Raw genomic sequence first — 22,495 nt, 5'->3', positions numbered from 1 at the left:
CCTATAGCCCGTCGCAGACATTCTGGTTCGCCGTGTCGAGGAACGGGGCGAAGGGACAGCTGATATAGCGGAGGCGAACCCCGGCACCGACATTGACGACGACATTGTCCGACCGGATCGCCTTTGGCGCATTGCCGATGCCGCCGACGCGGGCGCCCCCATTATGTGCGCCGAGGAAGCTGATCATGTCGTCCTGATCGATGCCGTCGCCCGACACGCCGATCGCGCCGACCAGCTGGTTGCCGCGATAGATGGGGACCGATCCGGGGAAAATCTGGATGCCGTTCTGGAGCCGGTTCTGCCCCGCCGCAACGTCGGGCAAGGTCGTGCAGCGCGCGGGCGTGTCGGTGGGGCTGGCGCCCGAGACGAAGCCCAGATGCGCGCCGAGATTGCCGATGATCAGCGCCGATTGCAGCCCGGTCGAGAAGGGATTGAACTGCGCGATCGGGCGCGACAGCGGACCCTGCGGACGACCAACCTCGCCGTCGGGAAAATAGGGGCGCGACAGATTGCCGTTCGCGCGATCCGAAAAGGCGATGGTGCCGGTCAGTGCGGCGGGATTGTTCAAAAATGTCCGCGTCGCAGTGACGAACTGGCGAACATCGGCGCTGGCATTGGCGCTGAGTTCGGTTCCCGCCTGCGCACCCGAAAAGAAAGCGGCGGTGCGCGCCTTTTGCAAACTCACGTCGGTGCCGAAGATCGGCGCGTCGGGCGAGCGCACGATGCCGAGCACCGCGCCATGCGTGTCGACGATGCTGATCGTCACCTGCGCGCGGCTGTCGAGCGGGCGGCGGATTTGCGCGCGCGCGCGGCTCATCACCGTGAAGGCTTCCTCCAGCACCGCGCGCGCCTCGGCCTGTGTCAGGGGCGCGCTGTTTGTCGCGCCGTCGGTGCCCGCGCGGAGCGGGTAACGGTTGGCGCCGCTGCCGTCGGTGAGGACGAACGCGTCGCGGTTCGAAAATTCGGCCGGCGTCGAGGCACGGATGCCCGAAGCTTCGCTACCATAGGCAATTCCTGCGGTGACCGCGGCATTGGCATAGCCGATGACGGCGACGAGATTGCCCGCGGTGCCGTTGAGGCTCGCGAAACTTGCGCCGCCGCTCGACATCACGCCCGCAAAGGTCGCATCGGAAAAGCGCAGCGACGTCCCGTCGACGGTGATCTTGTCGGCGGTGATCGTGCTCGGCGCCTCAAACCCGCGCGTACCCGCTAGTGCGATGAACTCCTCGGGGTCATTGTCGATGTCGAGGATGTTCGGATCGCTGCCATAGACGCCATCGCCCATCACGCCGATGCCGCCGACGAGCACGCCATTCTTGTAGAGCGGTAGCCCGCCCGGATCGGCGGCGAGGCCGAGCGGCGAGCGTTTGGGGCCGATCAGCGCCGCCGCGCCCGGCGCCCCGAAACGCGCCGATAGGTCGCTGCACGGCAACTGGCTGAACTGCACGCCGAACAGAGGCCCGCTTTCGAGGCCGACGGTCGTCGGCGCGGGCGGGAAATGTTCCTGCACGATCTGGCTCGCGGTGCGCGTCGAAAAGGCGTTGCCGCCGCTCGACAGGTAGGCGCCGGTCACCGCTTTCGCGATCGCGCCGCCCTCGGCGGGAAAGGTCACATTCTGCGCGTCGATATTGACGCCGTTCGGTGCGGCCGAGGTCGTCGCCGTCGCGCGCGCGCCGTTCATGCGGAAGACGCCGAGCACGTTGCCGACACGGTCGGTCACCGCGATCACCGACGGCAGGCTGCGCGCCTGCGCTTCGGATATCGCCTGCGCCAGGACGCGTTCGACGTCGGCGGTTGTGAGCGCTTCGGCGGCGGGCGGGGTGTAGACCGTCGTTGGCGTGGGAGTTGGCGTCGGCGTGGGTGTCGGCGTCGGCGTGCCGCCACCTCCGCCGCCCCCGCCGCACGAGGTGAGCAGCAAGGCGCCCATCGCAGCGAAGGCGGCCGAACGGAAAAGATGCGTTCTGCTTTGCATGGTCTTACCGCAGCGCCCCGATTGCGCGCACTGCGCTGCCGAATGACGCCTGGAATTCCGAGGGCTTATAGGCGTTGGGGTCCTTCACCGCGGCATAGGCGCGGTCGATGTCGCCGCGGATGCCCGCCGCGGCGCCGACGGTTACGCGCCCCGACGACACCATCGCATTAAGCAAAGTGTCGACCCCCATCACCGCCTGCTGCGACCCCGAATAGTCGGTGTAACGGTCGCTGATCGCCTTGGCCGAGATCGCGTCGACCATCGCGAAGGCGTCGGCGCCCGAAAAGCTGCGCGACGCGAACGCGCTCTTGAGCGCCGCGACGGTCTGCGACAGCTGCGCCGCGGCGGCGACCGCGCTTTGCCGGTCGGTCGCCATCGCCTTGTGGAAGGCCGCTGTACGCACCGCGAGTTGGTCGGCCAGCGCGGGGGCGGCCAGCCGCGCAGCGGCGGCGAGCATGATCAGATTTTCGTCATTATAGGCGGGCATGCCCTCGGGAAGATTACGGCCCGGATTGTCGAGCCCGGTGCGCACCGGCTTTGCCTGATCGAAGATGCGGCGATGGCAACTGTGGCAATCGAGGAAATAGAATTCGGGGAACATGCCCTCGGTCCCGCGCCGCGTCTGGAACAGCGCGAGGCTGCGTTCGATCGCCGTCGCCTGCCCCACCGCCCACATCTGGACATGGTCGGTGCGGCGGTTCGCGGCGCCGAACTTGCGCCAGCCGTAATCGGCGTCTTCCTGATGATGCGCCTGCAGCGACGAGAAGAGATCGAGCTCGAACGAAATGCGCGGGTGGCCGGCAGCCATGATGCGGTGGGTGACGAACTGGCCGTCGGCGGCCGCGCCGAAATGGCAGTCGACGCACACCCCGGCGCGCACGACCGGATCCTCGAGCTTCTTCAGCCCTGCCGACAAGTTGGCGAGATGCTTGTCGCGCATTTCCCGGTCGGGATCGGCGTTGGTTCCAACCCCGGCATAGTGGCTCGCAAGCCAGCCGCCCGCGGGGCCGTGGCAGGATTCGCAGCCGACGCCATCCTCGGCCGGAACCGCGTGCGCGGTACCCGCGGTGCTGTGACAGCCAAGGCACATCTGCGCCTTCGACGGATCGCCGATGCCGAGATTGCGCGCGATGAACTGGCTGCGATTGTTGTTGAGTACCGCCCAGGCGCGGCTGTGCGCGCCGCCCGGGGTCGAGGGCTCCTGCCATTTCATCAGCTCGTCCTGGCGTACGACGGTGCCGTCGCCCTCCATCCGGCCGTGGCAGGTCGAGCCCGCGCACGAGGCGACGCCGGTATAGCGCGCGCCGCTTTCGCCCTGCGAGCGGGCGGGGGGAGCGAAGATAAACGCCGCGATGGCAAGGACGAGCAGCATCAGGGCAGCAAACGCCGCCCATGGCCGAGCGCCGCGCTCCTTTCCAGCGTGCGTCATCATCCGCAGAACCCCTTTTCCCCAACCCGGCGCTTTTACGCCTTGGGCCGATTTACACCACTCCGAATGCCAGCATCGCATCGGCCACTTTCTTGAAGCCGGCGATGTTCGCGCCCTTCACATAATCGATATAACCGCCGCCGCGGTCGCCATAGGTCAGGCAGCTTTTGTGGATGCCGTCCATGATGTCCTTGAGCATCTGCTGCAATTCGGCTTCGCTCCAGCTGCGGCGCCCGCTGTTCTGGCTCATTTCGAGGCCCGACACCGCGACGCCGCCGGCATTCGCCGCCTTGCCCGGCGCGAACATGATCTTCGCATCCTTGAACACATGCACGCCCTCAAGGTTCGTCGGCATGTTGGCGCCCTCGCTGACCGCGATGCAACCGTTGGCGACGAGCGCCTTGGCATCGTCGCCAAGCAATTCATTCTGCGTCGCACAGGGCAAAGCGACGTCGCACTTCACGCCCCACGGCGTCTTGCCAGCGGTGAAACTCGCGCTCTTGAACTCGTCGCAATATTCCTCGATCCGGCCGCGGCGATGCGTCTTATGCGTCTTCACCCAGTCGATCTTTTCCTGCGTGATGCCGTCGGGATCGTGGATGAAGCCCCCCGAATCGGAGAGCGTCAGCACCTTGCCGCCGAGCTGGACGATCTTCTCTGCGGCGTGCGTCGCGACATTGCCCGATCCCGAAATGACCGCAGTCTTGCCAACGAGATCCTGCCCTTTCGCCGCGAGCATGTTGGCGAGGAAATAGACCGCGCCGTAACCCGTCGCCTCGGTGCGGATCAGCGAGCCGCCCCATTCGAGGCCCTTGCCGGTGAGCACACCGGTGAACTCGTTGGTGATGCGCTTGTACTGGCCGAACATGAAGCCGATCTCGCGGCCACCGACGCCGATGTCGCCCGCCGGCACGTCGATGTCGGCACCGATGTGGCGGTACAGTTCGGTCATGAAGCTCTGGCAGAAGCGCATGATCTCGCGCACGCTCTTGCCCTTGGGGTTGAAGTTCGAGCCGCCCTTGCCGCCTCCCATCGGCAGCCCGGTCAGCGCGTTCTTGAACGTCTGTTCGAACGCGAGGAACTTGAGCACGCTCTCGGTGACGCTCGGGTGGAAGCGGATGCCGCCCTTGTACGGGCCGATGGCATTGTTGTTCTGGACACGCCAGCCGCGCTGGACGCGGATGTTGCCGTTATCGTCTTCCCAGCAGACGCGGAAAGACACGACCCGATCGGGTTCGGCGATGCGCCGCAAGATCTGCTGCGCATGATATTCTTCCTTGTCGGCGATGAAATCGAAGATGTCTTCCGACACCTCCTGCACCGCCTGGACGAACTCGGGCTGCCCCGGGTTGCGCCGTTTTACGCCTTCCATGAACGTCGAAAAGTCGACGTGATCCGATACTGCCATGCACCCCTCCCCTGATGACTGGGAAAGCCGGTGCGACCCCTGACGATTTTATCGTTGACCGACCTTGTATGCCAAAGGCTACACCATCGCCAAGCAAAGGCAATATGACAGCGCGCACAGGCGGCATTTTTTCGCGGCACGCACAAGAGGGGCAAAAATGAGCGAGAGCAACGAGATGGACAAGACGGCGGGCCGGGGCATGACAGGCACGAACCGCACGATCCTGATCGCCGCCTTTATCTTGCTGGCGGCCGCTATCGGCTATGCCATCTGGCGCGATACCGGCCCTGCCGTCGCCGATCCGGCCGCGCAAGCATCCACGGCGCCGTCCGATCCGCTCGCCGAACTCGAGGCGCGCACGAAGCGCGAGCCCAACAGCGCCGACGCCTGGACCGCACTCGGCGCGGCGAAATTCGACATGGGCGATTTCGCCGGTGCGGCGGCCGCTTATGAAAAAGCCGTCGCGCTTTCGCCCGAATCGGCGGGCCTCTGGTCGGCGCTGGGCGAGGCGCGGGTGATGGGGAGCGACAGCGATCCGATGCCGGCGGCCGCGCTCTCGGCATTCGACAAGGCGATCGCGCTTGATGCGAAGGATCCGCGCGCACGCTATTTCCTTGCCGTGAAGAAGGACATCGGCGGCGATCACAAGGGCGCGATCGAGGACTGGTTCGCGCTGCTCGCCGACACGCCGCAGGGCGCTCCGTGGGAGGCCGACCTCCGCCGCACGATCGAGCAGGTCGGGCAGATTCACAAGATCGACGTCGCCGCGCGGCTTGCCAGCACGCAGGCGCGGCCGTTGACCGCGAACGAAATGCCCGTCGCCGCACGCGCGATCCCGGGGCCGAGCCGCGCCGACATGGAGGCCGCATCGCAGCTCCCCAAGGGCCAGCAGGACAAGATGATCGAGGGCATGGTGAGCGGGCTCGAAGCCAAGCTCAAGGCCAATCCCGCCGATGTCGACCGCTGGATCATGCTGATGCGCAGCCGGATGACGCTGGGCGAAACGGCGAAGGCAGCGCAGGCGCTGAAGGACGGAATTGCGGCCAACCCGGCGGCTGCCGGGCGGTTGAAAGCGCAGGCACAGCTGCTCGGCGTACCGGGTGCGTAAAATTACCCATTGGCGCACGATCGACGACGCGGTACGCCGTCAGGGCTGTGGGGGGCACCAAGAACATAAGGTCGCCGCGGCACAGTGCCGCGAGACGCTTTCGGACGTATTTGCCCGGGACAGTTGTCCACTCTGTATCGGGCCTCGTGGTCGCAGCTGACCGGCTGATGTGTGCCCGGCCTTAGCCACGCCACATCAGCCAGCGCAGAAACTTAACCCGCCATCAGTGCCGCATTGCCGCCGGCGGCGGTGATATCGGTCGAGATCGACTTTTCTTCGGCAAAGCGGTGCAGATAGTGCGGACCGCCGGCCTTGGGACCGGTTCCCGACAGGCCGCGCCCGCCGAACGGCTGCGAACCGACGATCGCGCCGATCTGGTTGCGGTTGACATAGACGTTGCCGACCTGCGCACGGGCAGCGATATGCGCGGCCACGCCGTCGATCCGCGTGTGGACGCCGAGCGTCAGGCCGTAACCCGAGGCGTTGATTGCATCGATGAGCTGGTCGAGCTCGCCGCCCTTCCACGTTGCGACGTGCAGCACCGGCCCGAAGATCTCGCGCTTGAGGTCGGTAACATGGTCTAGGCGGATCGCGACCGGCGCGACGAAATGGCCATCGGCGGGCAGGGCCGTGCGGCCCGCTTCGGCGATGACGCGGCCCGCGGCGCGCGCTTCGGCGACATGAGCGGCGATATTCGCCTGTGCCTCGTCGTCGATAATCGGGCCCACATCGGTCGCGAGGATCGACGGATCGCCGACATTGAGCTCGGCCATCGCGCCCGCGACCATCTCGATCATCGTGTCGGCGACATCTTCCTGTACGCAGAGCAGGCGAAGCGCCGAGCAGCGCTGGCCCGCCGACTGGAAGGCCGAGGCAACGGCGTCGCGCGCGACCTGTTCGGGCAGCGCGGTCGAATCGACGATCATTGCGTTCGCCCCGCCGGTTTCGGCGATCAGCGTCGCGATCGGGCCGTCGCGGCCCGCGAGGCTGCGGTTGATCATCCGCGCGACCTCGGTCGATCCGGTGAAGGCGACGCCGATGATATCCTTGTGGCTGGTCAGCGCCGCGCCGACGGTTTCGCCGCGGCCGGGGAGGTAATGGAGGACATCGCCGGGAATACCGGCTTCGAGCAACAACTCCACCGCAGCATGCGCGATCAGCGGGGTCTGCTCGGCGGGTTTCGCGAGCACGCTGTTGCCCGCGGCGAGCGCCGCCGACACCTGACCCAGGAAGATTGCGAGCGGGAAGTTCCACGGACTGATGCACACGAACACGCCCTTGCCCTCGAGCATCAGCTCATTGCGTTCGCCGGTCGGACCCGGGAGCGCGACGGGATAGGTGAAGTCGGCGCGCGCCTGCGCGGCATAATAGCGCAGGAAATCGACCGCCTCGCGCACTTCGGCGATTGCGTCGACGAGTGTCTTGCCCGCCTCGTCGATCGCGAGGCCGAGGAAGAGCGCATCATGCTCTTCGAGCAAGTCGGCAGCGCGTTCGAGCCGCTCGGCGCGGAACGCCCCGCCGGCAAGGCTCCAGTCGCCCTGCGCCTTGGTCGCCGCGGCGACGGCGTCGGCAACGGTGGCCGCGTCGGCCTCGATCACCTGCCCGACGACGGCGCCCGTCGCGGGATTGCGTACCGGTTCGGCTTTGCCCTTGCGCGCCGCGCCGCCTACGATCGGCGCCGCGACCAGATCGCCGCGCCGCGCCGCGCCGATCGCCGAAACCAGCGCTTCGGGCACGCCCGGCTCGCCGAGATCATAGCCGCGCGAATTGCGACGGACGGGATCGAAAAGGCCAAGACCCGTCGCAATGTTCGAGGTTGCAGCACTCGCCACACTACGCGGATCGACCGCAAGCTGCTCGGCGGTGACGCCCGGGTCCGAGAATTGATGAACGAAGCTGGAGTTCGCGCCATTTTCCAGCAAGCGGCGAACGAGATAGGCGAGCAGATCGCGGTGGGTACCGACCGGCGCATAGACGCGCACGGGACGCGGCGGCGGGAAGAGCGCGACGAGCGCATCATGTGCCCCCTCGCCCATGCCGTGCAGCCGCTGCAGTTCATAATCGGCGCCCGCGAACAGTTCGGACACAAAGGCCAGCGTCATCGCATTGTGGCTGGCAAAAGCCGGATAGATGCAGTCCTGGTAATCGCGGAGCAGCTGGGCGCAGCGCATGTAGTTGAGGTCGGTGTGCAACTTCGCCGTGAACACCGGGAAGTCACCGAGCCCCATCGTTTGCGCACGCTTGATCTCGGTATCCCAATAGGCACCCTTGACGAGGCGCATCGACAGCTTGACCCCGCGCGTCCGCGCGCGGTTGGCGAGCCAGTCGATCACCGCCGGGGCGCGCTTCTGATACGCCTGGATCACGATGCCGAGCCCGGTCCAGTTGTCGGCGATCCCCGCGTCGATCAGCGCCGCGAATACGTCCATATGCGGTTCGAGCCGATCGCTTTCCTCGGCATCGATCATCAGCGGGATGTTCACCGCGCGTGCCGCCTTGGCGAGCTCGATAACGTTCGGGATCAGCTCGTCGCGGACGCGCGCCGCCTGCAGATATTCGTAGCGCGGGTGGAGCGCCGAGAGCTTGATCGAAATGCCGTGGTTGGCGTGCGGGTCGCCCGGCCTCGCCGCCTTGCCGATCCGCGCGATCGCGTTCGCATAGCTCTCATAATAGCGCTGCGCATCCTCGGCGGTGCGCGCGGCCTCGCCGAGCATGTCGAAGCTGGCGAGCTCGGACTTTTCCTTGTCGGCGCGCTTGACCGCCGCGTCGATCGTTTCGCCCATCACGAACTGCTGGCCGAGCATCTTCATCGCCGCGAGCGCCGCCTGGCGAATCACGGGTTCGCCCGAGCGGCGGACCATCGACTTGATCAGGGTCAGCGGGTTCGCCTTGCTGCCCATCGCGTCGAGCATCAGCGTCGCCGAACCAAGCGACAGGCCGCGCGACGACAGCGCAACGATCAGCGGGCTGTCTTCATCCTCGCCATCCTTCCAGTGGCGTCCGGCGATCTTGTCGCGGATCAGCGCATTGGCGGTCGCGTTGTCAGGGACACGTAGCAGGGCTTCGGCGAGGCACATCAGCACGACGCCTTCCTCGGTCGACAGGCGATAGCGGTTCATCAGCTGCGCGACGAGCGTCTCGCGCTCGCCTTCTGCCTTCGCCTTGCGGATCAGTTCGAGCCCGCGCTGCGTTACGGCTTCGACGCTGGCCGAAGAGGTGGCAAGAGCGCTACGCAACTCGGCGACGATGTCGGATTCGCTGCGGCGGGCGAGGGCGCGGATCGGGGCGCGGTCGGGGCTTTGGGTCATGGCGCCTGATACCATATTGCCGGAAGTCGATCCGACTTGTTTTGGCGAGTTTCATATATGAATTGACCAAGTTTCGGATCGATCCTAGTCGATATGCATGAAAAATGCTCCATCGATAGTCGAACTGGACGAGTTCGATCGCAAGATCCTCGCGATTCTGGGCCGCGACGGACGCATCACCTTTACCGAGCTTGCGTTACAGGTCGGGTTGTCGAAAACGCCGTGCCAGCAGCGCGTGAAGCGCCTTGTCGACAGCGGGCTGATCACCGGTTTTCGCGCGATCGTCGATCCCGCCAAGGTCGGGCTCGACCATGTCGCCTTCACCGAGGTCAAACTGTCGGACACACGCGAGGAAGCGTTGAAGCAGTTCAACAATGCGGTGCGGCAGATTCCCGAGGTCGAGGAATGCCATATGATCGCGAGCAGCTTCGACTATCTGCTCAAGGTCCGTACCCCCGACATCCGTCGCTATCGCATCGTGCTCGGCGAGAAGATATCGAGCCTGCCGCATGTCGCGAGCACATCGACCTTTGTCGCGATGGAGACGATCTGCGAATCGGCGCGCTGACGCCAAGAGATTGACCGCCGCCCGCGCCTGTGCCAATCGCGCAGGCCACGCGGGTGTAGCTCAATGGTAGAGCAGAAGCTTCCCAAGCTTACGACGAGGGTTCGATTCCCTTCACCCGCTCCATCTTGCTGCCCACGCGCAGCCGCTGATGGTTGAAAAATACCTGAAAATCCGCTGTTTTTTGAGCATTCACTGGCTTCCGGTGAATGCCCATGATCGCACGTAGCTGGATGATTCGGGGGCATATCCGGGGGCCTTTCCAAAGCCCCCGATTTGCGAGGCCCCCAAATGGCGCTGACCGACACCGCGATCCGCAAAGCGAAGCCAAGAGATAAGCCCTATAAGGTCTCGGATTCGGGCGGCCTTTATCTTTTGGTCAATCCGATTGGCAGCAAGCTTTGGCGCGTCAAATATCGCCTTCATGGAGTGGAGCGTAAACTGGCGCTCGGCGCCTATCCTGCGATTACGCTCGCCGAAGCGCGAGCGGCAAGAGATGATGCCAAGAAGCAGCTCGCCCATGCCGTCGATCCCAACACTGCCAAGCGGCAGGCTCGGATCGCTGCGAGCATCAGCGCAGGCAATAGCTTCGCGGCGGTGGCCGAAGAGTTGATAGCGAAGCGCGAGAAGGAAGGTGTCGCACCCGCGACACTCGAAAAGCATCGCTGGCTTTTGCGCGTTTCAAACCGATCGCCTCGATATTGTCGACGATTTCTCGGTGCTGGCGCTTGTTGCGCCCGCGCGGGTTGAGAACATTGATCCGTGATAACGGGATCATCTCTATATGCTGTGCGCGTGAAACGTCGCTCATGCGACCTCGCTCAGCGGCACCGGAGCCGCGATATGGTATAGATAATCGAGACACTCGAACCGATAGGCATCGAGACCCAGTCCATTGTCTTCGGCCAGCCGCAGCCGTCGCGCCGCGAGATCGATGCGGGGAAACAGATAATAATCGAGCGGCCTCCGGTTCATCCGGTCCATGCGGACGACGATCGTGATGTCCGGGAGAAGGGCGGTGTCGAACCGAGGCTTCCAGCGCAGCAATCCCGTCGGCGTAGACGTGCAACGGGCGATGACTATGGACAGGCTGAACTCGCCGTTGACGAGAAGCCGCTCGCCTTTTTCGTCTTGGCCGACGACACTGCCCATCTCGACCAGACCCTCCAGAACATTTTTCACCACATCGGGGTGCAGACGTCGAAGGGCTCGGTTGATCTCAATGTAGCGGTAGTCGTGGTCTGGCCGATAACCCACTAAGCTGTAGGCTTGCAGCAGGCTCCCGAACCTTGACCCATAAGCACTGCTTGAGGCCATCCCGTCGGATTCGTCGATGATGAGGCCGGAGAGTAGTCCCCGGCGTTCGTAAAGATCGCGAAGTGCGCCTAGCATTTCTTCGTCGCTGAGACGGAATGAGCGCGCCCCGATAATGGATCGTGCAGCTTCGAATAAATCGCGCTCGACGATCGCATCAAAGGCGCCCTCCGCCCGGATCCAGATGCCCGGATCGTTTCGAACGCGCTTCTTCTTGAGCTTGAAGGATTGTCGGTTCCAGACATTGTCGCCGACATATTTCTCGTTGATCAGCACCTGGTGAACCGTGCCCCGAGTCCAAGGGCGATCGAGGTCGGTCCGGATTCCGCGGCGATTCAGCCTGTCCGCGATTTGCGCCTCACTTTGCCCTTCATGAACGAAGGCCCGATAGACATCGCGAACGACCTCCACTTCCTCGCTTGGGCCGAGAGTGAGAATAACGCGATCGGTTTGAATGCTTTTGTGCTCTCCGCGCCTCAGCACGGCCTTCACGTGACCTTGTTCGTCGACAAGTGTCCGCCGAAGCCCGAAACCCGCGCCGCCGCCTTGGCGGAACCCTTTTTCGATTAGCCTACCTTGACCGGCGAAAACCTTCGCCGATAGCTCGCGACTATACTCGCCAGCCATGGCGCGCTTGACGCCCTTTACGATCGTCGAGACCGGGCTGCCGTCATTGTCGAACTGCTCCGCGCAATATTCGACGGCGATCCCTGCCCGCTTACAGATGTATTCGTAATAGGCGCTCTCGTCAGCATCCTGGAACCGGCCCCAGCGACTGACATCATAGACCAAAACCATCGTAAAATCGGTTGTCCCGGCCTGAACATCCTCTATCAATTTTTTGAGGGCGTCCCGGCCGTCGATACTCAATCCGCTCTTTCCGGCGTCGGCGTAGGTCCTAACGATCTCAATTCCGCGCGCCACAGCGTACCGCCGGATTGCCTCACCTTGATTCTCGGTAGAGTAACGCTGGTGATCGGTCGACATCCGTACATATTCGGCAGCGCGAACCGTCGGCGACAGCGTTTCGCCTTCTTTTCGGAACTGATCGGACCATTCTGCCACTTCACCAGCCCCAAATCTAAAGAGGATGGCTCGCAGGGTCCGGCCGTATGCGATCCCCACGAGTCGATGACGCAACGCGGGGTGAGTATAGACGGCGAGGAGAGGTAAGATGTTGCCGAAAACGGGCAAGAGTTTACCGCAACGACAGGCCGACATCACCTTCGCTGAACTGGTTTCAGCCGCGCTCACGGAGGAAGTCGGAGAGACCCATCGGGGGGTTAAAACGCTGATGCGATGGACGGGCGCCAGCGAGCGATGCGTGAAACATTGGCTCGCTGGAACTCACGCCCCTAGTGGATCGCACCTACTCGCGCTGATGCGACATTCGGACGAACTTTTGCGTCACCTGCTTATCGCCGCCGGGCGGCGCGAGGCTACTGTTGGGCTCGAGCTCGCCAGCTTGCGCTTTAAGCTTCGTGAGCTGTTACTGTTAATGGACGAAGGAGGCGCGCCGGCAATACGTCACTGACGCGCCGTTTCCTCCGAAACTCTCATTCACCCGGCATCGTATTGGTGGATGCGTAATCCTTGAACTTGTCCGTGAAGTTCGCGTGATAGTCGTCGATCTGCATCTGAGCATTTTCCTCGGCATCGGCTTGCGAATCGCCGCCCGCCCGATTGGTCGCCGTAACGGCTGCCTTAAATGCCGATTGCTCTGTATCGCACGCCGACTTCACGGAAAGTTCAAATTCCGCCTCCGTCACTTTGGCCTCAAGCTGCTTCTTGAGATGCTCGCGGAGGCATTTCGTGAAGGCGGCTCGCGTCGCGTCGACATTGCCAGCCGGTGCTGGCGCCATTGCAGCCAAAAGAATTGAAGCGATAAGCATCCTGCGACTCCCCGTTTGCAGATGTTCTGTGGTTAGAAATTAGCGCAGCCCGAAAAAAAATGGGAGCGCCATTTTTGCGCCACCACGCGATCCGGTCGTTCTCCTATTTAGCCTCTGCAACCAACCCATGCGTCCGCGCGATATTGAATCAGAAGCCAAATGATGGAATTCGCCGCAAGCCGTCAGGCTAGCGCGATGGGTGCCCGGTTCTGGGCTCCCTTTCCCTTTCGGGACTGGGCCGGGCACCAATTCCTATTTCGCACGTCAGAGCGAGAAGGCGGTTTCCTACAATATTTTGCCGTGTCATGGTCGGCATATGGCAAAGCAAGCGAGGAAATGGCGGGACAGGGCGCTCGCGATCGAATATTGGATCGCGACCTGTGTAGTTGCCGGTTCGTTTGTCGTTGGCCTTCTCAGAGCGCTGGGTTATCTTTTCGATTAGAGGAGAAGTTGCGGGCCGAAGATGCTCAGCAAACTCCGTGGCCGGAATCGAACCTCCGGACTTTTAAGTCCAGTACTGACGGGGGCTTTTCAGGGGGCCTCCAAATTAGCATCGGGCCGAATGTCTAGGCTTCTCTTCGGTTTTCGCGATTATTCGATTCCCTTCACCCGCTCCACTCTCACCGATTGCTCGATCAACCTTATCTCGCGGTAAGCCGTGAGGAAGGCGATGTCCGCGGCGTCGCGGCCGACGCAGATGCGGGCGCAGTCGGTCGGACGCGTCATGCCGGTCGCGTCGACCATGTGCCAGTCGCCATCCAGATAGACCTCGGCGACCGCGTGGAAATCCTGCGGCTTCACACCGAGCGCATAGACGCTGGCCATGCGCGCGGGGATGTGCGCCGAGCGCGCGAGCGCGATCATGACATGCGCATAGTCGCGGCACACACCGCGGCGCTCGACAAAACTGTCCAGCGCGCCCGTCTCCGACGTGCTGGTGCCCGCGACATAGGTGAAACGGCTTTCGATCCAGTCGCGCATCCGGCCGATCTTCTCGCCGCCCTCGAGCTCGCCGAAGCGCCGCTCGACGAAGGCGTGGAACTTGTTCGACGGGCAGTAGCGCGACTCGTTCAGATAGGGGACGGCTGCTGCGGGAAGGCGGTGCAGCGGGACGGCAGCCAACGTACGGAAATCGACGGCGGGCCGCTCGATTTCAACCAGCGCCCGATATTCGGCACGAAGCTGGCCTTCGGCGCGAAGCCAGATCGGGTCGCAAATTCCGTCCGCCGTCGGAACGCGCGACACTTTTTCCGGAGTACCGAGGTCGAGCGAGGCATCGAGCACCCGCTGGCCGTGCCCGTTCGCCGCCTCGACCTGGAGCATCAGGTCGACCGGTTCGGGCAGGCGGTAATTCAGGGAGGCGGAGATTTCGAGTTTCATCTATCGGCAACGCATAGCAAGGGGATCGGTGCCGCTAATGACTGTTGGGAAAAAGAACAAGTGACACCAGGGCGTACCATCCCGTTCATCGTCGCGACCATCTTCATGGATGCGGTCGGTTTCGGCATCATCATGCCGGTGCTGCCGCAGCTCGTGATGGAGGTCGGCAAGATCGACCTGCCCCACGCGATCGAGGTCGGGGCGTGGATCGGCCTTGTCATGGCAGTCGCAACCTTCCTCGCCTCGCCCGTGCTCGGCAATCTGTCGGACCATTTCGGGCGACGGCGCGTGCTGCTGCTCGCGCTTGGCGGGCTCGCGGTCGATTATGCGCTGCTGACGATTGTCGAGACCTTGCCCTGGCTGTTCGTCGCGCGGGCGTTGTCGGGTATTTTCGGCGGCAGCTATGCGGCGGCGCAGGCCGCAATTGCCGACATCACTGCGCCCGAGGAGCGCGCGCGCAATTTCGGCTTCGTCGGCGCGGCGTTCGGCATCGGCTTCGTCGCCGGGCCAGCAATCGGCGGCTTCCTCGGCGAGATCAGCCCGCGCGCGCCCTTTGTCGCCGCCGCCATCCTCGCGGCCGCGAACATGCTCTACGGCTATTTCATTTTCCCCGAAACGCTGCCCGCCGATCGCCGCCGCGCGTTCGACTGGTGCCGCGCAAACCCGCTCGGCGCGTGGAAGACGATGCGTGCCCTGCCCGGCATGGACGGCGTCGCGGGAGTGCTCGTGCTCTGGCAGATCGCGAGCCTCGTCTATCCGATGACGTGGAGCTTCTATTGCATCGCGCAGCTCGGCTGGACGCCCGGCATGATCGGCGCAAGCCTCGCCGCGGTCGGCGTGATGATCGCACTCGGTCAAGTTTTCGTTGTCGGGCCAGCGGTCGCGCGCTTCGGCGAGCGCGACGCGGCAACGCTCGGCATCCTCGTCGCGGTGGCGGTTTATGTCGGCTACGCCTTCACCACCTCGACGATCGGCGCCTTCCTACTGCTGATTCCCGTCGCCTTGCAGGCTCCTGTGCAGCCGTCGCTGATGGCGATGATGTCGCGCCGCGCGACCGCAGAGACGCAGGGCGAGGTGCAGGGGATTTCGGCGATGGCGATGGGGCTCGGCCAGCTCTTTGCCCCATTATTGCTCACCGGAACGATGGCCTATTTCACCGCGGACGGCGCGGCGGTGCATTTTCCGGGCGCGGCTTTTGTCGTCGCAGCAATATTTGGCCTGCTCGCGATCCTGATGCTCCGCCGCCTGCCCCGCGCGCAGGCGAGCGATCAGATACCGCCGTCGGTCACCGCATAGCCGAGCGCTTCGAAGCCGGCGGTGAGCATCGCGACGCACGCCGCGACCTGCTCGCCATCGGTCGAACGGATGACGAAATTGGCGCCGGTCTTGCCCTCGCGGAAGAAGGGGTAGCTGCCGATCGCGACGCCCGGATAATCCTTCTCGCCCTGCCGCAGCAGGTCGGCGATCTCGCTTTCGGGCGCCCAGGCGCCGATCGTATGCGCGACGAGCGGCGCGCCGCCCTCGAGCTCGCCGGTCAGTGCGTCGAGCATCCCTGCGGTGATGTGCGGCACGCCCGCCATCACGAACAGGTTGCCGATACGGATCCCCGGCGCGCCCGACATGCGGTTGGGGATCAACTCGGCGCCGTCGGGAACGCGCGCCATGCGCAGCCGCGCCTCGGTCAGCTCGGCGCCGCGGGCGGTATAATAGCGTTCGAGGATCGCGCGCGCCGCCGGATGGATCACGACGCCGACGCCAAGCGCCTTCGCCACCGCGTCGACCGTGATGTCGTCGTGCGTCGGCCCGATGCCGCCGGTGGTGAAGACATAATCATAGCGCGCGCGGATCGCGTTCAGCGCATCGACGATTTCATCCTGAACATCGGGGACGATGCGCACTTCGCGCAGGCGAATCCCCTGCACTTCGAGCCAGGTCGCGATCTGCGACACATTCTTGTCCTGCGTGCGGCCCGAAAGAATCTCGTCGCCGATCACCAGCACGGCGGCGGTCCATATGCGTTCGTCGCTCATGCCTTTGCCTTAGCCCGGAACGATGACAAAACAAGCCCGATGGATCATGAAGATTGTTCCTGTTATGTTCCAGCCCGAATCGAATCGATATGGGAGAAGCGCGATGGCCGAAGACCTGATTTTCTATACCAACCCGATGTCGCGCGGACAGATCGTTCGCTGGATGCTCGAAGAGGTCGGCGCGCCCTATGAGCCGCGCATCCTCGATTATGGGACGACGATGAAGGACGACGCCTATCTTGCGGTGAACCCGATGGGCAAGGTCCCTGCCATCGTCCACGAAGGCAAGGCCGTCACCGAATGCGCCGCGATCTGCGCCTATCTCGCTGATGCCTTCCCCGAAGCCGGCCTCGCGCCCGATCCCGCCGACCGCGCCGATTATTATCGCTGGCTCTTCTTCACCTCGGGGCCCGTCGAACAGGCGATCACCGCCAAACATTTCGGGGTCGAGCCCGATGCCGACCAACAGCGCATGGCCGGCTTTGGTTCGCTCCCCGCCGCGCTCGACGCGCTCGAAAGCGCGGTTGCGGGCAAGGCGTTCGTCGCGGGCGACCGCTTCAGCGCCGCCGACGTCTATGTCGGCAGCCAGATCGACTGGGGGCTGCAATTCGGCACGATCCCGTCGCGCCCGGCGTTCGAAGCCTATGTCGCGCCACTGCGCGAACGCCCGGCGTACAAGCGCGCCAAGGAGATCGACAACGGCCTGATCGCCGAAATGCAGGCGGCGGGAACCGCGCCCGCCTAGGGCAGCGCCTTCAACAATCCGGCGGCGAGCGGCGCGAGCCGCCGGACCTGCGCATCCTGCGATTCGCTCGCGGCGACATAGATGGCATCGCCGAATGCGCTGCTGTTGTGGACGGCCGCCAAGCCCGCTTCGCTGGTATAGGGCGCCTGCCAACGCGCCGCGTTGTCGGGATGAAGCGCCTGAAACCACGCCGCCCATGCCGCATCATCGATATCGGTGCGTTTGGCGAGGAAGAGGATGGGCCGCGCGAGCCGCCGCGCCTCGCCATGGACATAGGCGTGCGATCCGGGCGGCGCGACCTGCGCCGCGACGGCGCCGAGGATGAGGTCGGCATCGGCGCGCGACAGGCGCGGATTGAGCGCCAGTTGCAGCATCACATCGGCGCCATGCGCGACGCCATGCCGCCAGCCCTCGCCGGCAATGAAACCGCGATAATCTTGCACGCCGCGCAGATAAGCTGCGGCCGTTTCGGTGAGTGCGTGGAGTTCGGCCTCGGTCAAAAACGCCTCGACGCGGTCGGCGCGCGCGATCTCGGAAAGCGTCAGCGCGGCGAAGGGACGGCGAAAACCCGCGGCATCGTCGGGCGCCGCGACCATCCTGGTCAACAGGCCGAGCGTGTAGCGCATCTGCACGGGCGTCAGATATTTGCCGCGCAGCCCTTCGGACCACAGGGTGAAGGCAAAATCGTCGCGCATTGCTGGATCGGGATCGCCGAGGCAGGCGGCGAGGGCATCGAGATCGGCATCGCTCGCTTTCGGGAAGAAGGATGCGGCATGGCTCTTCAACTCGCCGACAGGCCGCGCGACGGTACAGACGTCCTTGCCCTCCCCCGCCGCCGGCACCGTCAGCATCAGACCAACCGACGCCAGCACCGCAAACCGCTTCATCCCTATCCCCCAAAAAGAAAGAGCCCGGCGAATTGCTCCGCCGGGCTCCGTTTTTCGTTCGTGTCCGTCCGCTTAGTCGCGGCTGCCCAGAAGGTTGAGCAGGAAGGTGAACATGTTGACGAAGTCGAGATAGAGCGTCAGCGCGCCCATGATCACCGACTTGCCGACAAAGTCGGTCCCGCGGACATAGAAATACATGCTCTTGATCTTCTGCGTGTCATAGGCGGTGAGACCTGCGAACAGCAGCACGCCGATCACGCTGATCGCGAGGCTGAGCGCGCTCGACTGCACGAACAGGTTGATCAGCATCGCGACGAGGATACCAACCACGCCCATGATCAGGAAAGTGCCGAAGCCCGACAGATCCTTCTTGGTCGTGTAGCCGTAAAGGCTGAGGCCGAGGAAGGCCGCGGCGGTCGCGAAGAAGGTCGTGGCGATCGACGACGCCGTAAAGGCGAGGAAGATCGTCGACATCGACAGACCCATCACCGCCGCATAGACCCAGAACAAAGCCTGGGCGGCACCGGTCGAGAGCTTGTTAATGCCAAAGCTCAGCACCAGCACGAACGCCAGCGGTGCGAGCGCCACCACCCACATCAGCGGGCTGCCGATCAGCGAGGCGGTAAAGCCGCTGTTATAAGCCAGCATCGCGACGATGCCGGTCAGCAGCACGCCCGAGCCCATATAGTTGTAAACCGACAGCATGTACGACCGCAGGCCGGCATCGACGGCCTGGTCCATTGCGTTCGCGCCGGCGCCAAAACCGGAAGCCGCCATATTGGGGTCGTTCCAATTCGCCATTGTCTTTACTCCATCACCGGCCAGCCCATACCGGCCGTAGGGTGCAATATCGGGGGTTTGTCCTCTTGTTTCAAGCGAAACCGGACATCAGCAATATTCCGGCAACATGATTGCTTCGTCATGCAGTTAGGAATCGCGGTTCCGGTCAGCGTCGCTATGCTGCCCGCCATGTCCACGCACCGCCTGTTCGTCGCGCTGCGCCCGCCGCGCCCGATCCGCAACCTGTTGCTCGCGGCGATGCACGGCATTTCGGGCGCACGCTGGCAGAATGACGAGCAACTCCACCTGACCTTGCGCTTCATCGGCGAGGTCGATCGCCATATGGCCGAGGACATCGCTGCGGCGCTCGGCGCATTATACGCGCCGGCGGTGACGGCACGGATCGCGGGGGTCGGCCTGTTCGAACGGCAGGGCCGACCGCATATGGTCTGGGCCGGAGTCGAGCCGCACGAGCCGCTGGCGGCGCTCCATCGCAAGGTCGACCAATTGCTCGCGCGCGTCGGCGTGCTGCCCGAGACGCGCGCTTTCATTCCGCATGTCACGCTGGCGCGGCTCAATCGCGGATCGGGCCCGGTCGCGCCCTTTCTGGCACTGAACAGCGATCTTGCCAGCCCGCCATTCGAATTCGGGCATGTCACGCTGTACGAAAGCGAACTCGGACATGGCGGTTCGCGTTATCATCCGGTAGCGCGTTATCCGCTCGACGGCGAAAATTCGGCGACGAGCGCGGCCGCGACCGCGTCGACATCGTCCCACGTCGCGGCAAAGCCGTCGTCCGCGCCATAATAGGGGTCGGTGACGCCCTCGCCGCGGCGACCGGGGAGCAGGTCGAGCATCAGCCTGAGTTCGGCGGTGGCGTCGGACGGGCGGATCGCGCGCGCATCGCGCAGGTTCGTCGCGTCGGCGGCGAGGATCAGGTCGAAATCGTAGAAATCCTTGCGGCGGAGTTGGCGGCCACGCAGCGACGAAATATCGACACCTCGGCGGCGCGCTTCGGCCTGTGCGCGGGCATCGGGGGCGTGGCCGATATGCCAGTCGCCGGTGCCGGCCGAATCGATGGTCGCGTCGATGCCGGCCTTGGCGAAAGCGGCGCGGGCGGCGCCCTCCGCCAGCGGCGAGCGGCAGATGTTGCCGAGGCAGAGGAAGAGGATCGCGGGCTTCGCAATTGTTCGATCGTCGCGCATGCCGCCTATCTTCTCCATAAAGTTGAACCGACTTTCAACTTGCGCCTTGGTCCGGCTCTGCTAGCCATGAGGCATAAGAGATAACGGGTCAGGGAGAGGGTTGCCAGATGGCGGAAGACGACATGAGCGGTGCGCCGGCGGCGTCCGAACCGAAAGCTACGGGATACAGCTGGTACGTCCTGTCGGTGCTCGTCGTCGTCTATATCCTGAATTTCATCGACCGGCAGATCATCAGCATCCTTGCAGTCGACATCAAGGCCGACCTTGGCCTGACCGACGGCGACATGGGGTTCCTCGGCGGCGCGGCCTTCGCCGTCTTCTATGCCTTGTTCGGTATCCCGCTCGGCCGCCTTGCCGATAATTGGAGCCGAGTAAAATTGCTGTCGATCGGCCTGACGCTGTGGTCGGCGATGACCGCGGCTTCGGGCTTCGCTTATAACCAGCTGACGCTGACCTTCGCGCGCATGGGCGTCGGTGTCGGCGAGGCGACCGCGAGCCCGACCGCTTACTCGCTGATCTCCGACTATTTCCCGAAGCGGCAAAAGGCGACCGCGCTCGCCATCTATTCGTCGGGGCTCTACCTCGGCGGCGGCGTGTCGCTGTTTATCGGCGCGATGATCGTCGAGGCATGGAACAAGGCCTATCCCGGCGGCGGACCGATGGGACTGGTCGGCTGGCAGGCGGCCTTCCTCGCGGTCGGCATCCCGGGGCTGCTCCTCGCGCTCTGGGTCGCAAGGCTCCGCGAGCCCGTGCGCGGCGCGATGGACGGCGTCGCGAGCCCGAGCGCGCCGAGCCCCTTTCGCGAGTTCGGCAAGGATCTGTCGATGATCGTGCCGCCGCTGACCTTGTGGGGCGCCGCGAAGCGCGGCCCCGCGGCGCTGGCGATCAATATCGGCTTTGCCGCCGCGATCGCCGCCTTCGCCTGGTGGATGATCCGCCTGACGGGCAATTTCCCGCAGTGGACCGCGGTCGCGCTCGGCTATTATGCGGTCTTTTCGTGGGCGAGCGCGCTCCGCGCGCACGATCCCGCGACCTTCCGGCTGATCTGGGGCACCCCGGCGTTCATCTGCACGACATTGGGTTACGGCCTTGTCAGCCTCGCCGCTTATGCGCTCGCCTTCTGGTCGGCGCCCTATGCCGAAATCGTGCTCGGCCTGCCCAAGCAGGAACTCGCCTTCATCCTCGGCGCGAACGGCGCGGTCGCCGGTTTCGTCGGCGTGATCCTCGGCGGGCGGCTCGCCGATCATCTTCGCGCGAAGAATCCGGCGGGCCGCGTCCTGATGATCATCTTCGGCGTCGTCGCGCCGATCATCCCGATCTGGGTCGGCTACACGACCGAGAATTCGACGCTCTTTTACGTCATGAACTTCCTCGCCGGGATGCTCGGCGCCGCCGCGCTCGGCGCCGCCGCGGCAACGACGCAGGATCTGGTGCTGCCGCGGATGCGCGGGACTGCAACCGCCGCCTTCTTCCTCGGCACCACGCTCGTCGGTCTGTCGTTCGGCCCCTATATGGTCGGGCAGATTTCGGACCTCGCGGGCACGATCGTCGACGGCAAGCCGGTCGGCGACCTGCGCACCGGCATATTGTCGCTGATCGGCGTCGCGCCGATCGCGCTCGGCCTGCTGCTTTACGCCTATCGCGCGGTGCCGGAGGCCGAAGCGACGATCGCCGAACGCGCGGCGGGCGCCTGACCTTTCAGCCAGACGCCCGCGCAAATCTTTCAATCGAGGTTCGAGGCCGCTCCGTCACCCCGCGTTGGGCGAGCGACGAAGCCGAAACCGTTTTACTTCGTGCCCTCTTTGACGATCACGCCGCACGCGACGCGGCCGCCGCTGTTGCCGCTGGGGTCGGTCTTGTAATCGTCGGGCCCGGCATGGATTACGAAGGCCGCGCCGTCTGCGTCGAGCAGGCCGCCATCACCCTCGAAGCGCGAACCGACGAGGCGCAGCGTCGCGCGGCCGATCTGGTCGGGCTCGATCACGAGGTTGGGCAGGTCGCCATGATGCGCCCCCATCGGATTGTCGCGGCCGTGCTGGACGCCGGTCGGGTTCCAGTGCGGACCCGCGCTCGCGAAATCGGGCGCATTGCACTGGCCGACGGCATGGACATGCATGCCGTATGTGCCCGGCGCAAAGCCACGCGCGACGAGCTCGATGCGCAGGCCCGTGGTGTCACGATAGATATCGGCGCGGCCGCGGTCGGCGCCCTTGTTATCGTAAAGCTGGGCATAGGCGTCGGCGGCGGGCAGCGTCGTCGTCGACTTCTTTCCCATCCCGGCGCAGCCGGCGAGCGCGAGCGCCCCGATCACGACGGCCCCTTGCGCCATGATAAATTTGCGGTGCGAACCCATCGTCATCTTGCTGCTCCCTTTGATCCGGACTGGAATCAGAACGTCGTCACGGCGCGTTTCGATCCCGGTTCGCCGGTGATGCCCGCAAACACCGCCAGTTCCAAGGGGATAAGTAGGTT

At 64.5% G+C, this 22,495-nt stretch carries 19 protein-coding genes and 1 tRNA gene; 8 read left to right on the top strand and 12 right to left on the bottom strand.

The window, feature by feature from the left end:
- Nucleotide 1: 1 nt before the first annotated feature.
- Genes GGC65_RS14825 through gdhA form a run of 3 tightly spaced genes read right to left on the bottom strand, consistent with a single transcriptional unit; the run spans nucleotide 2 to nucleotide 4,809 of the window.
- The gene (locus tag GGC65_RS14825; RefSeq protein ID WP_192647864.1) at nucleotides 2–1,972 is read right to left on the bottom strand and encodes a heme-binding protein; all 1,971 of its coding nucleotides are present in this window, start codon (nucleotides 1,970–1,972) and stop codon (nucleotides 2–4) included.
- A gap of 4 nt (nucleotides 1,973–1,976) precedes the next feature.
- On the bottom strand, nucleotides 1,977–3,404 hold the full coding sequence (locus GGC65_RS14820; RefSeq protein WP_192647863.1) for a multiheme c-type cytochrome: 1,428 nt from the start codon (nucleotides 3,402–3,404) through the stop codon (nucleotides 1,977–1,979).
- 49 nt (nucleotides 3,405–3,453) lie between these two features.
- Complete coding sequence (gene gdhA, locus GGC65_RS14815; RefSeq protein WP_192647862.1) at nucleotides 3,454–4,809, bottom strand: NADP-specific glutamate dehydrogenase; 1,356 nt, start codon at nucleotides 4,807–4,809, stop codon at nucleotides 3,454–3,456.
- A gap of 157 nt (nucleotides 4,810–4,966) precedes the next feature.
- Here gdhA and GGC65_RS14810 point away from each other — a divergent pair, with 157 nt between their 5' ends.
- Nucleotides 4,967–5,917, top strand: a complete 951-nt coding sequence (locus GGC65_RS14810; RefSeq protein WP_225940834.1) for a tetratricopeptide repeat protein — start codon at nucleotides 4,967–4,969, stop codon at nucleotides 5,915–5,917.
- A gap of 212 nt (nucleotides 5,918–6,129) precedes the next feature.
- On the opposite strand, the gene putA is transcribed toward GGC65_RS14810, so the two are convergent.
- Nucleotides 6,130–9,225, bottom strand: coding sequence for a bifunctional proline dehydrogenase/L-glutamate gamma-semialdehyde dehydrogenase PutA (putA, locus tag GGC65_RS14805; protein WP_225940833.1), 3,096 nt, complete (start codon nucleotides 9,223–9,225; stop codon nucleotides 6,130–6,132).
- Between the two features lie 97 nt (nucleotides 9,226–9,322).
- On the opposite strand from putA, the gene GGC65_RS14800 reads away from it, so the two are divergent.
- The 3 genes from GGC65_RS14800 (at nucleotide 9,323) to GGC65_RS14790 (ending at nucleotide 10,540) form a co-directional block, all read left to right on the top strand.
- On the top strand, nucleotides 9,323–9,793 hold the full coding sequence (locus tag GGC65_RS14800) for an Lrp/AsnC family transcriptional regulator (protein ID WP_192647860.1): 471 nt from the start codon (nucleotides 9,323–9,325) through the stop codon (nucleotides 9,791–9,793).
- A gap of 49 nt (nucleotides 9,794–9,842) precedes the next feature.
- Nucleotides 9,843–9,916, top strand: a tRNA-Gly gene (locus GGC65_RS14795).
- Nucleotides 9,917–10,081: 165 nt separating this feature from the next.
- Entirely contained in the window at nucleotides 10,082–10,540 is a 459-nt protein-coding gene (locus GGC65_RS14790; protein WP_192647859.1) for an Arm DNA-binding domain-containing protein, read from the top strand.
- Between the two features lie 57 nt (nucleotides 10,541–10,597).
- Here the strand turns inward: GGC65_RS14790 and GGC65_RS14785 are convergent, their stop codons facing one another.
- The 3 genes from GGC65_RS14785 to GGC65_RS14775 all read right to left on the bottom strand — a co-directional run bounded on the left by GGC65_RS14785 (nucleotide 10,598) and on the right by GGC65_RS14775 (nucleotide 14,376).
- Nucleotides 10,598–12,358: a recombinase family protein gene (locus GGC65_RS14785; protein WP_318780172.1), complete on the bottom strand. Its 1,761-nt coding sequence runs from the start codon at nucleotides 12,356–12,358 to the stop codon at nucleotides 10,598–10,600.
- A gap of 302 nt (nucleotides 12,359–12,660) precedes the next feature.
- Nucleotides 12,661–12,996 (bottom strand): hypothetical protein, encoded by a 336-nt coding sequence (locus GGC65_RS14780; RefSeq protein ID WP_058455934.1) that lies wholly within the window; start codon nucleotides 12,994–12,996, stop codon nucleotides 12,661–12,663.
- Between the two features lie 591 nt (nucleotides 12,997–13,587).
- Nucleotides 13,588–14,376, bottom strand: coding sequence for a transglutaminase-like domain-containing protein (locus GGC65_RS14775; protein WP_192647858.1), 789 nt, complete (start codon nucleotides 14,374–14,376; stop codon nucleotides 13,588–13,590).
- 60 nt (nucleotides 14,377–14,436) lie between these two features.
- Between GGC65_RS14775 and GGC65_RS14770 the strand changes: the two genes are divergently transcribed.
- The gene (locus GGC65_RS14770) at nucleotides 14,437–15,672 is read left to right on the top strand and encodes an MFS transporter (RefSeq protein ID WP_192647857.1); all 1,236 of its coding nucleotides are present in this window, start codon (nucleotides 14,437–14,439) and stop codon (nucleotides 15,670–15,672) included.
- On the opposite strand, the gene GGC65_RS14765 is transcribed toward GGC65_RS14770, so the two are convergent.
- Nucleotides 15,645–16,406: a competence/damage-inducible protein A gene (locus GGC65_RS14765; protein WP_192647856.1), complete on the bottom strand. Its 762-nt coding sequence runs from the start codon at nucleotides 16,404–16,406 to the stop codon at nucleotides 15,645–15,647. The genes GGC65_RS14770 and GGC65_RS14765 overlap by 28 nt on opposite strands.
- Nucleotides 16,407–16,509: 103 nt before the next feature.
- On the opposite strand from GGC65_RS14765, the gene GGC65_RS14760 reads away from it, so the two are divergent.
- Nucleotides 16,510–17,151 (top strand): glutathione S-transferase family protein, encoded by a 642-nt coding sequence (locus GGC65_RS14760; protein WP_192647855.1) that lies wholly within the window; start codon nucleotides 16,510–16,512, stop codon nucleotides 17,149–17,151.
- On the opposite strand, the gene GGC65_RS14755 is transcribed toward GGC65_RS14760, so the two are convergent.
- Nucleotides 17,148–18,038, bottom strand: coding sequence for a DUF2785 domain-containing protein (locus GGC65_RS14755; protein WP_192647854.1), 891 nt, complete (start codon nucleotides 18,036–18,038; stop codon nucleotides 17,148–17,150). The genes GGC65_RS14760 and GGC65_RS14755 overlap by 4 nt on opposite strands.
- 72 nt (nucleotides 18,039–18,110) lie before the next feature.
- Complete coding sequence (locus GGC65_RS14750) at nucleotides 18,111–18,839, bottom strand: Bax inhibitor-1/YccA family protein (protein WP_062175970.1); 729 nt, start codon at nucleotides 18,837–18,839, stop codon at nucleotides 18,111–18,113.
- Nucleotides 18,840–19,007: 168 nt separating this feature from the next.
- Between GGC65_RS14750 and thpR the strand changes: the two genes are divergently transcribed.
- Nucleotides 19,008–19,625, top strand: coding sequence for an RNA 2',3'-cyclic phosphodiesterase (gene thpR, locus GGC65_RS14745; protein WP_192649550.1), 618 nt, complete (start codon nucleotides 19,008–19,010; stop codon nucleotides 19,623–19,625).
- On the opposite strand, the gene GGC65_RS14740 is transcribed toward thpR, so the two are convergent.
- Complete coding sequence (locus tag GGC65_RS14740) at nucleotides 19,532–20,023, bottom strand: low molecular weight protein-tyrosine-phosphatase (RefSeq protein WP_192647853.1); 492 nt, start codon at nucleotides 20,021–20,023, stop codon at nucleotides 19,532–19,534. The two genes, thpR and GGC65_RS14740, sit on opposite strands and share 94 nt — an antisense overlap.
- A 107-nt stretch (nucleotides 20,024–20,130) precedes the next feature.
- Here GGC65_RS14740 and GGC65_RS14735 point away from each other — a divergent pair, with 107 nt between their 5' ends.
- Nucleotides 20,131–21,717 (top strand): spinster family MFS transporter, encoded by a 1,587-nt coding sequence (locus GGC65_RS14735; RefSeq protein ID WP_192647852.1) that lies wholly within the window; start codon nucleotides 20,131–20,133, stop codon nucleotides 21,715–21,717.
- Between the two features lie 92 nt (nucleotides 21,718–21,809).
- Here the strand turns inward: GGC65_RS14735 and GGC65_RS14730 are convergent, their stop codons facing one another.
- Entirely contained in the window at nucleotides 21,810–22,382 is a 573-nt protein-coding gene (locus GGC65_RS14730; RefSeq protein WP_225940832.1) for a superoxide dismutase family protein, read from the bottom strand.
- Nucleotides 22,383–22,495 lie beyond the last annotated feature (113 nt).

Source organism: Sphingopyxis sp. OAS728 (assembly GCF_014873485.1).
Lineage (GTDB): Bacteria > Pseudomonadota > Alphaproteobacteria > Sphingomonadales > Sphingomonadaceae > Sphingopyxis.
Note: the sequence above shows the minus strand (reverse complement) of the source record. Positions and strands in the feature narration are given on the sequence as shown.

Coding starts and splice junctions, on each gene's coding strand:
- GGC65_RS14825 (WP_192647864.1), bottom strand. CDS start 1,972: ATGCAAAGCAGAACGCATCTTTTCCGTTCGGCCGCCTTCGCTGCGATG.
- GGC65_RS14820 (WP_192647863.1), bottom strand. CDS start 3,404: ATGATGACGCACGCTGGAAAGGAGCGCGGCGCTCGGCCATGGGCGGCG.
- gdhA (WP_192647862.1), bottom strand. CDS start 4,809: ATGGCAGTATCGGATCACGTCGACTTTTCGACGTTCATGGAAGGCGTA.
- GGC65_RS14810 (WP_225940834.1), top strand. CDS start 4,967: ATGAGCGAGAGCAACGAGATGGACAAGACGGCGGGCCGGGGCATGACA.
- putA (WP_225940833.1), bottom strand. CDS start 9,225: ATGACCCAAAGCCCCGACCGCGCCCCGATCCGCGCCCTCGCCCGCCGC.
- GGC65_RS14800 (WP_192647860.1), top strand. CDS start 9,323: ATGAAAAATGCTCCATCGATAGTCGAACTGGACGAGTTCGATCGCAAG.
- GGC65_RS14790 (WP_192647859.1), top strand. CDS start 10,082: ATGGCGCTGACCGACACCGCGATCCGCAAAGCGAAGCCAAGAGATAAG.
- GGC65_RS14780 (WP_058455934.1), bottom strand. CDS start 12,996: ATGCTTATCGCTTCAATTCTTTTGGCTGCAATGGCGCCAGCACCGGCT.
- GGC65_RS14775 (WP_192647858.1), bottom strand. CDS start 14,376: ATGAAACTCGAAATCTCCGCCTCCCTGAATTACCGCCTGCCCGAACCG.
- GGC65_RS14765 (WP_192647856.1), bottom strand. CDS start 16,406: ATGAGCGACGAACGCATATGGACCGCCGCCGTGCTGGTGATCGGCGAC.
- GGC65_RS14760 (WP_192647855.1), top strand. CDS start 16,510: ATGGCCGAAGACCTGATTTTCTATACCAACCCGATGTCGCGCGGACAG.
- GGC65_RS14755 (WP_192647854.1), bottom strand. CDS start 18,038: ATGAAGCGGTTTGCGGTGCTGGCGTCGGTTGGTCTGATGCTGACGGTG.
- GGC65_RS14750 (WP_062175970.1), bottom strand. CDS start 18,839: ATGGCGAATTGGAACGACCCCAATATGGCGGCTTCCGGTTTTGGCGCC.
- thpR (WP_192649550.1), top strand. CDS start 19,008: ATGTCCACGCACCGCCTGTTCGTCGCGCTGCGCCCGCCGCGCCCGATC.
- GGC65_RS14740 (WP_192647853.1), bottom strand. CDS start 20,023: ATGCGCGACGATCGAACAATTGCGAAGCCCGCGATCCTCTTCCTCTGC.
- GGC65_RS14735 (WP_192647852.1), top strand. CDS start 20,131: ATGGCGGAAGACGACATGAGCGGTGCGCCGGCGGCGTCCGAACCGAAA.
- GGC65_RS14730 (WP_225940832.1), bottom strand. CDS start 22,382: ATGACGATGGGTTCGCACCGCAAATTTATCATGGCGCAAGGGGCCGTC.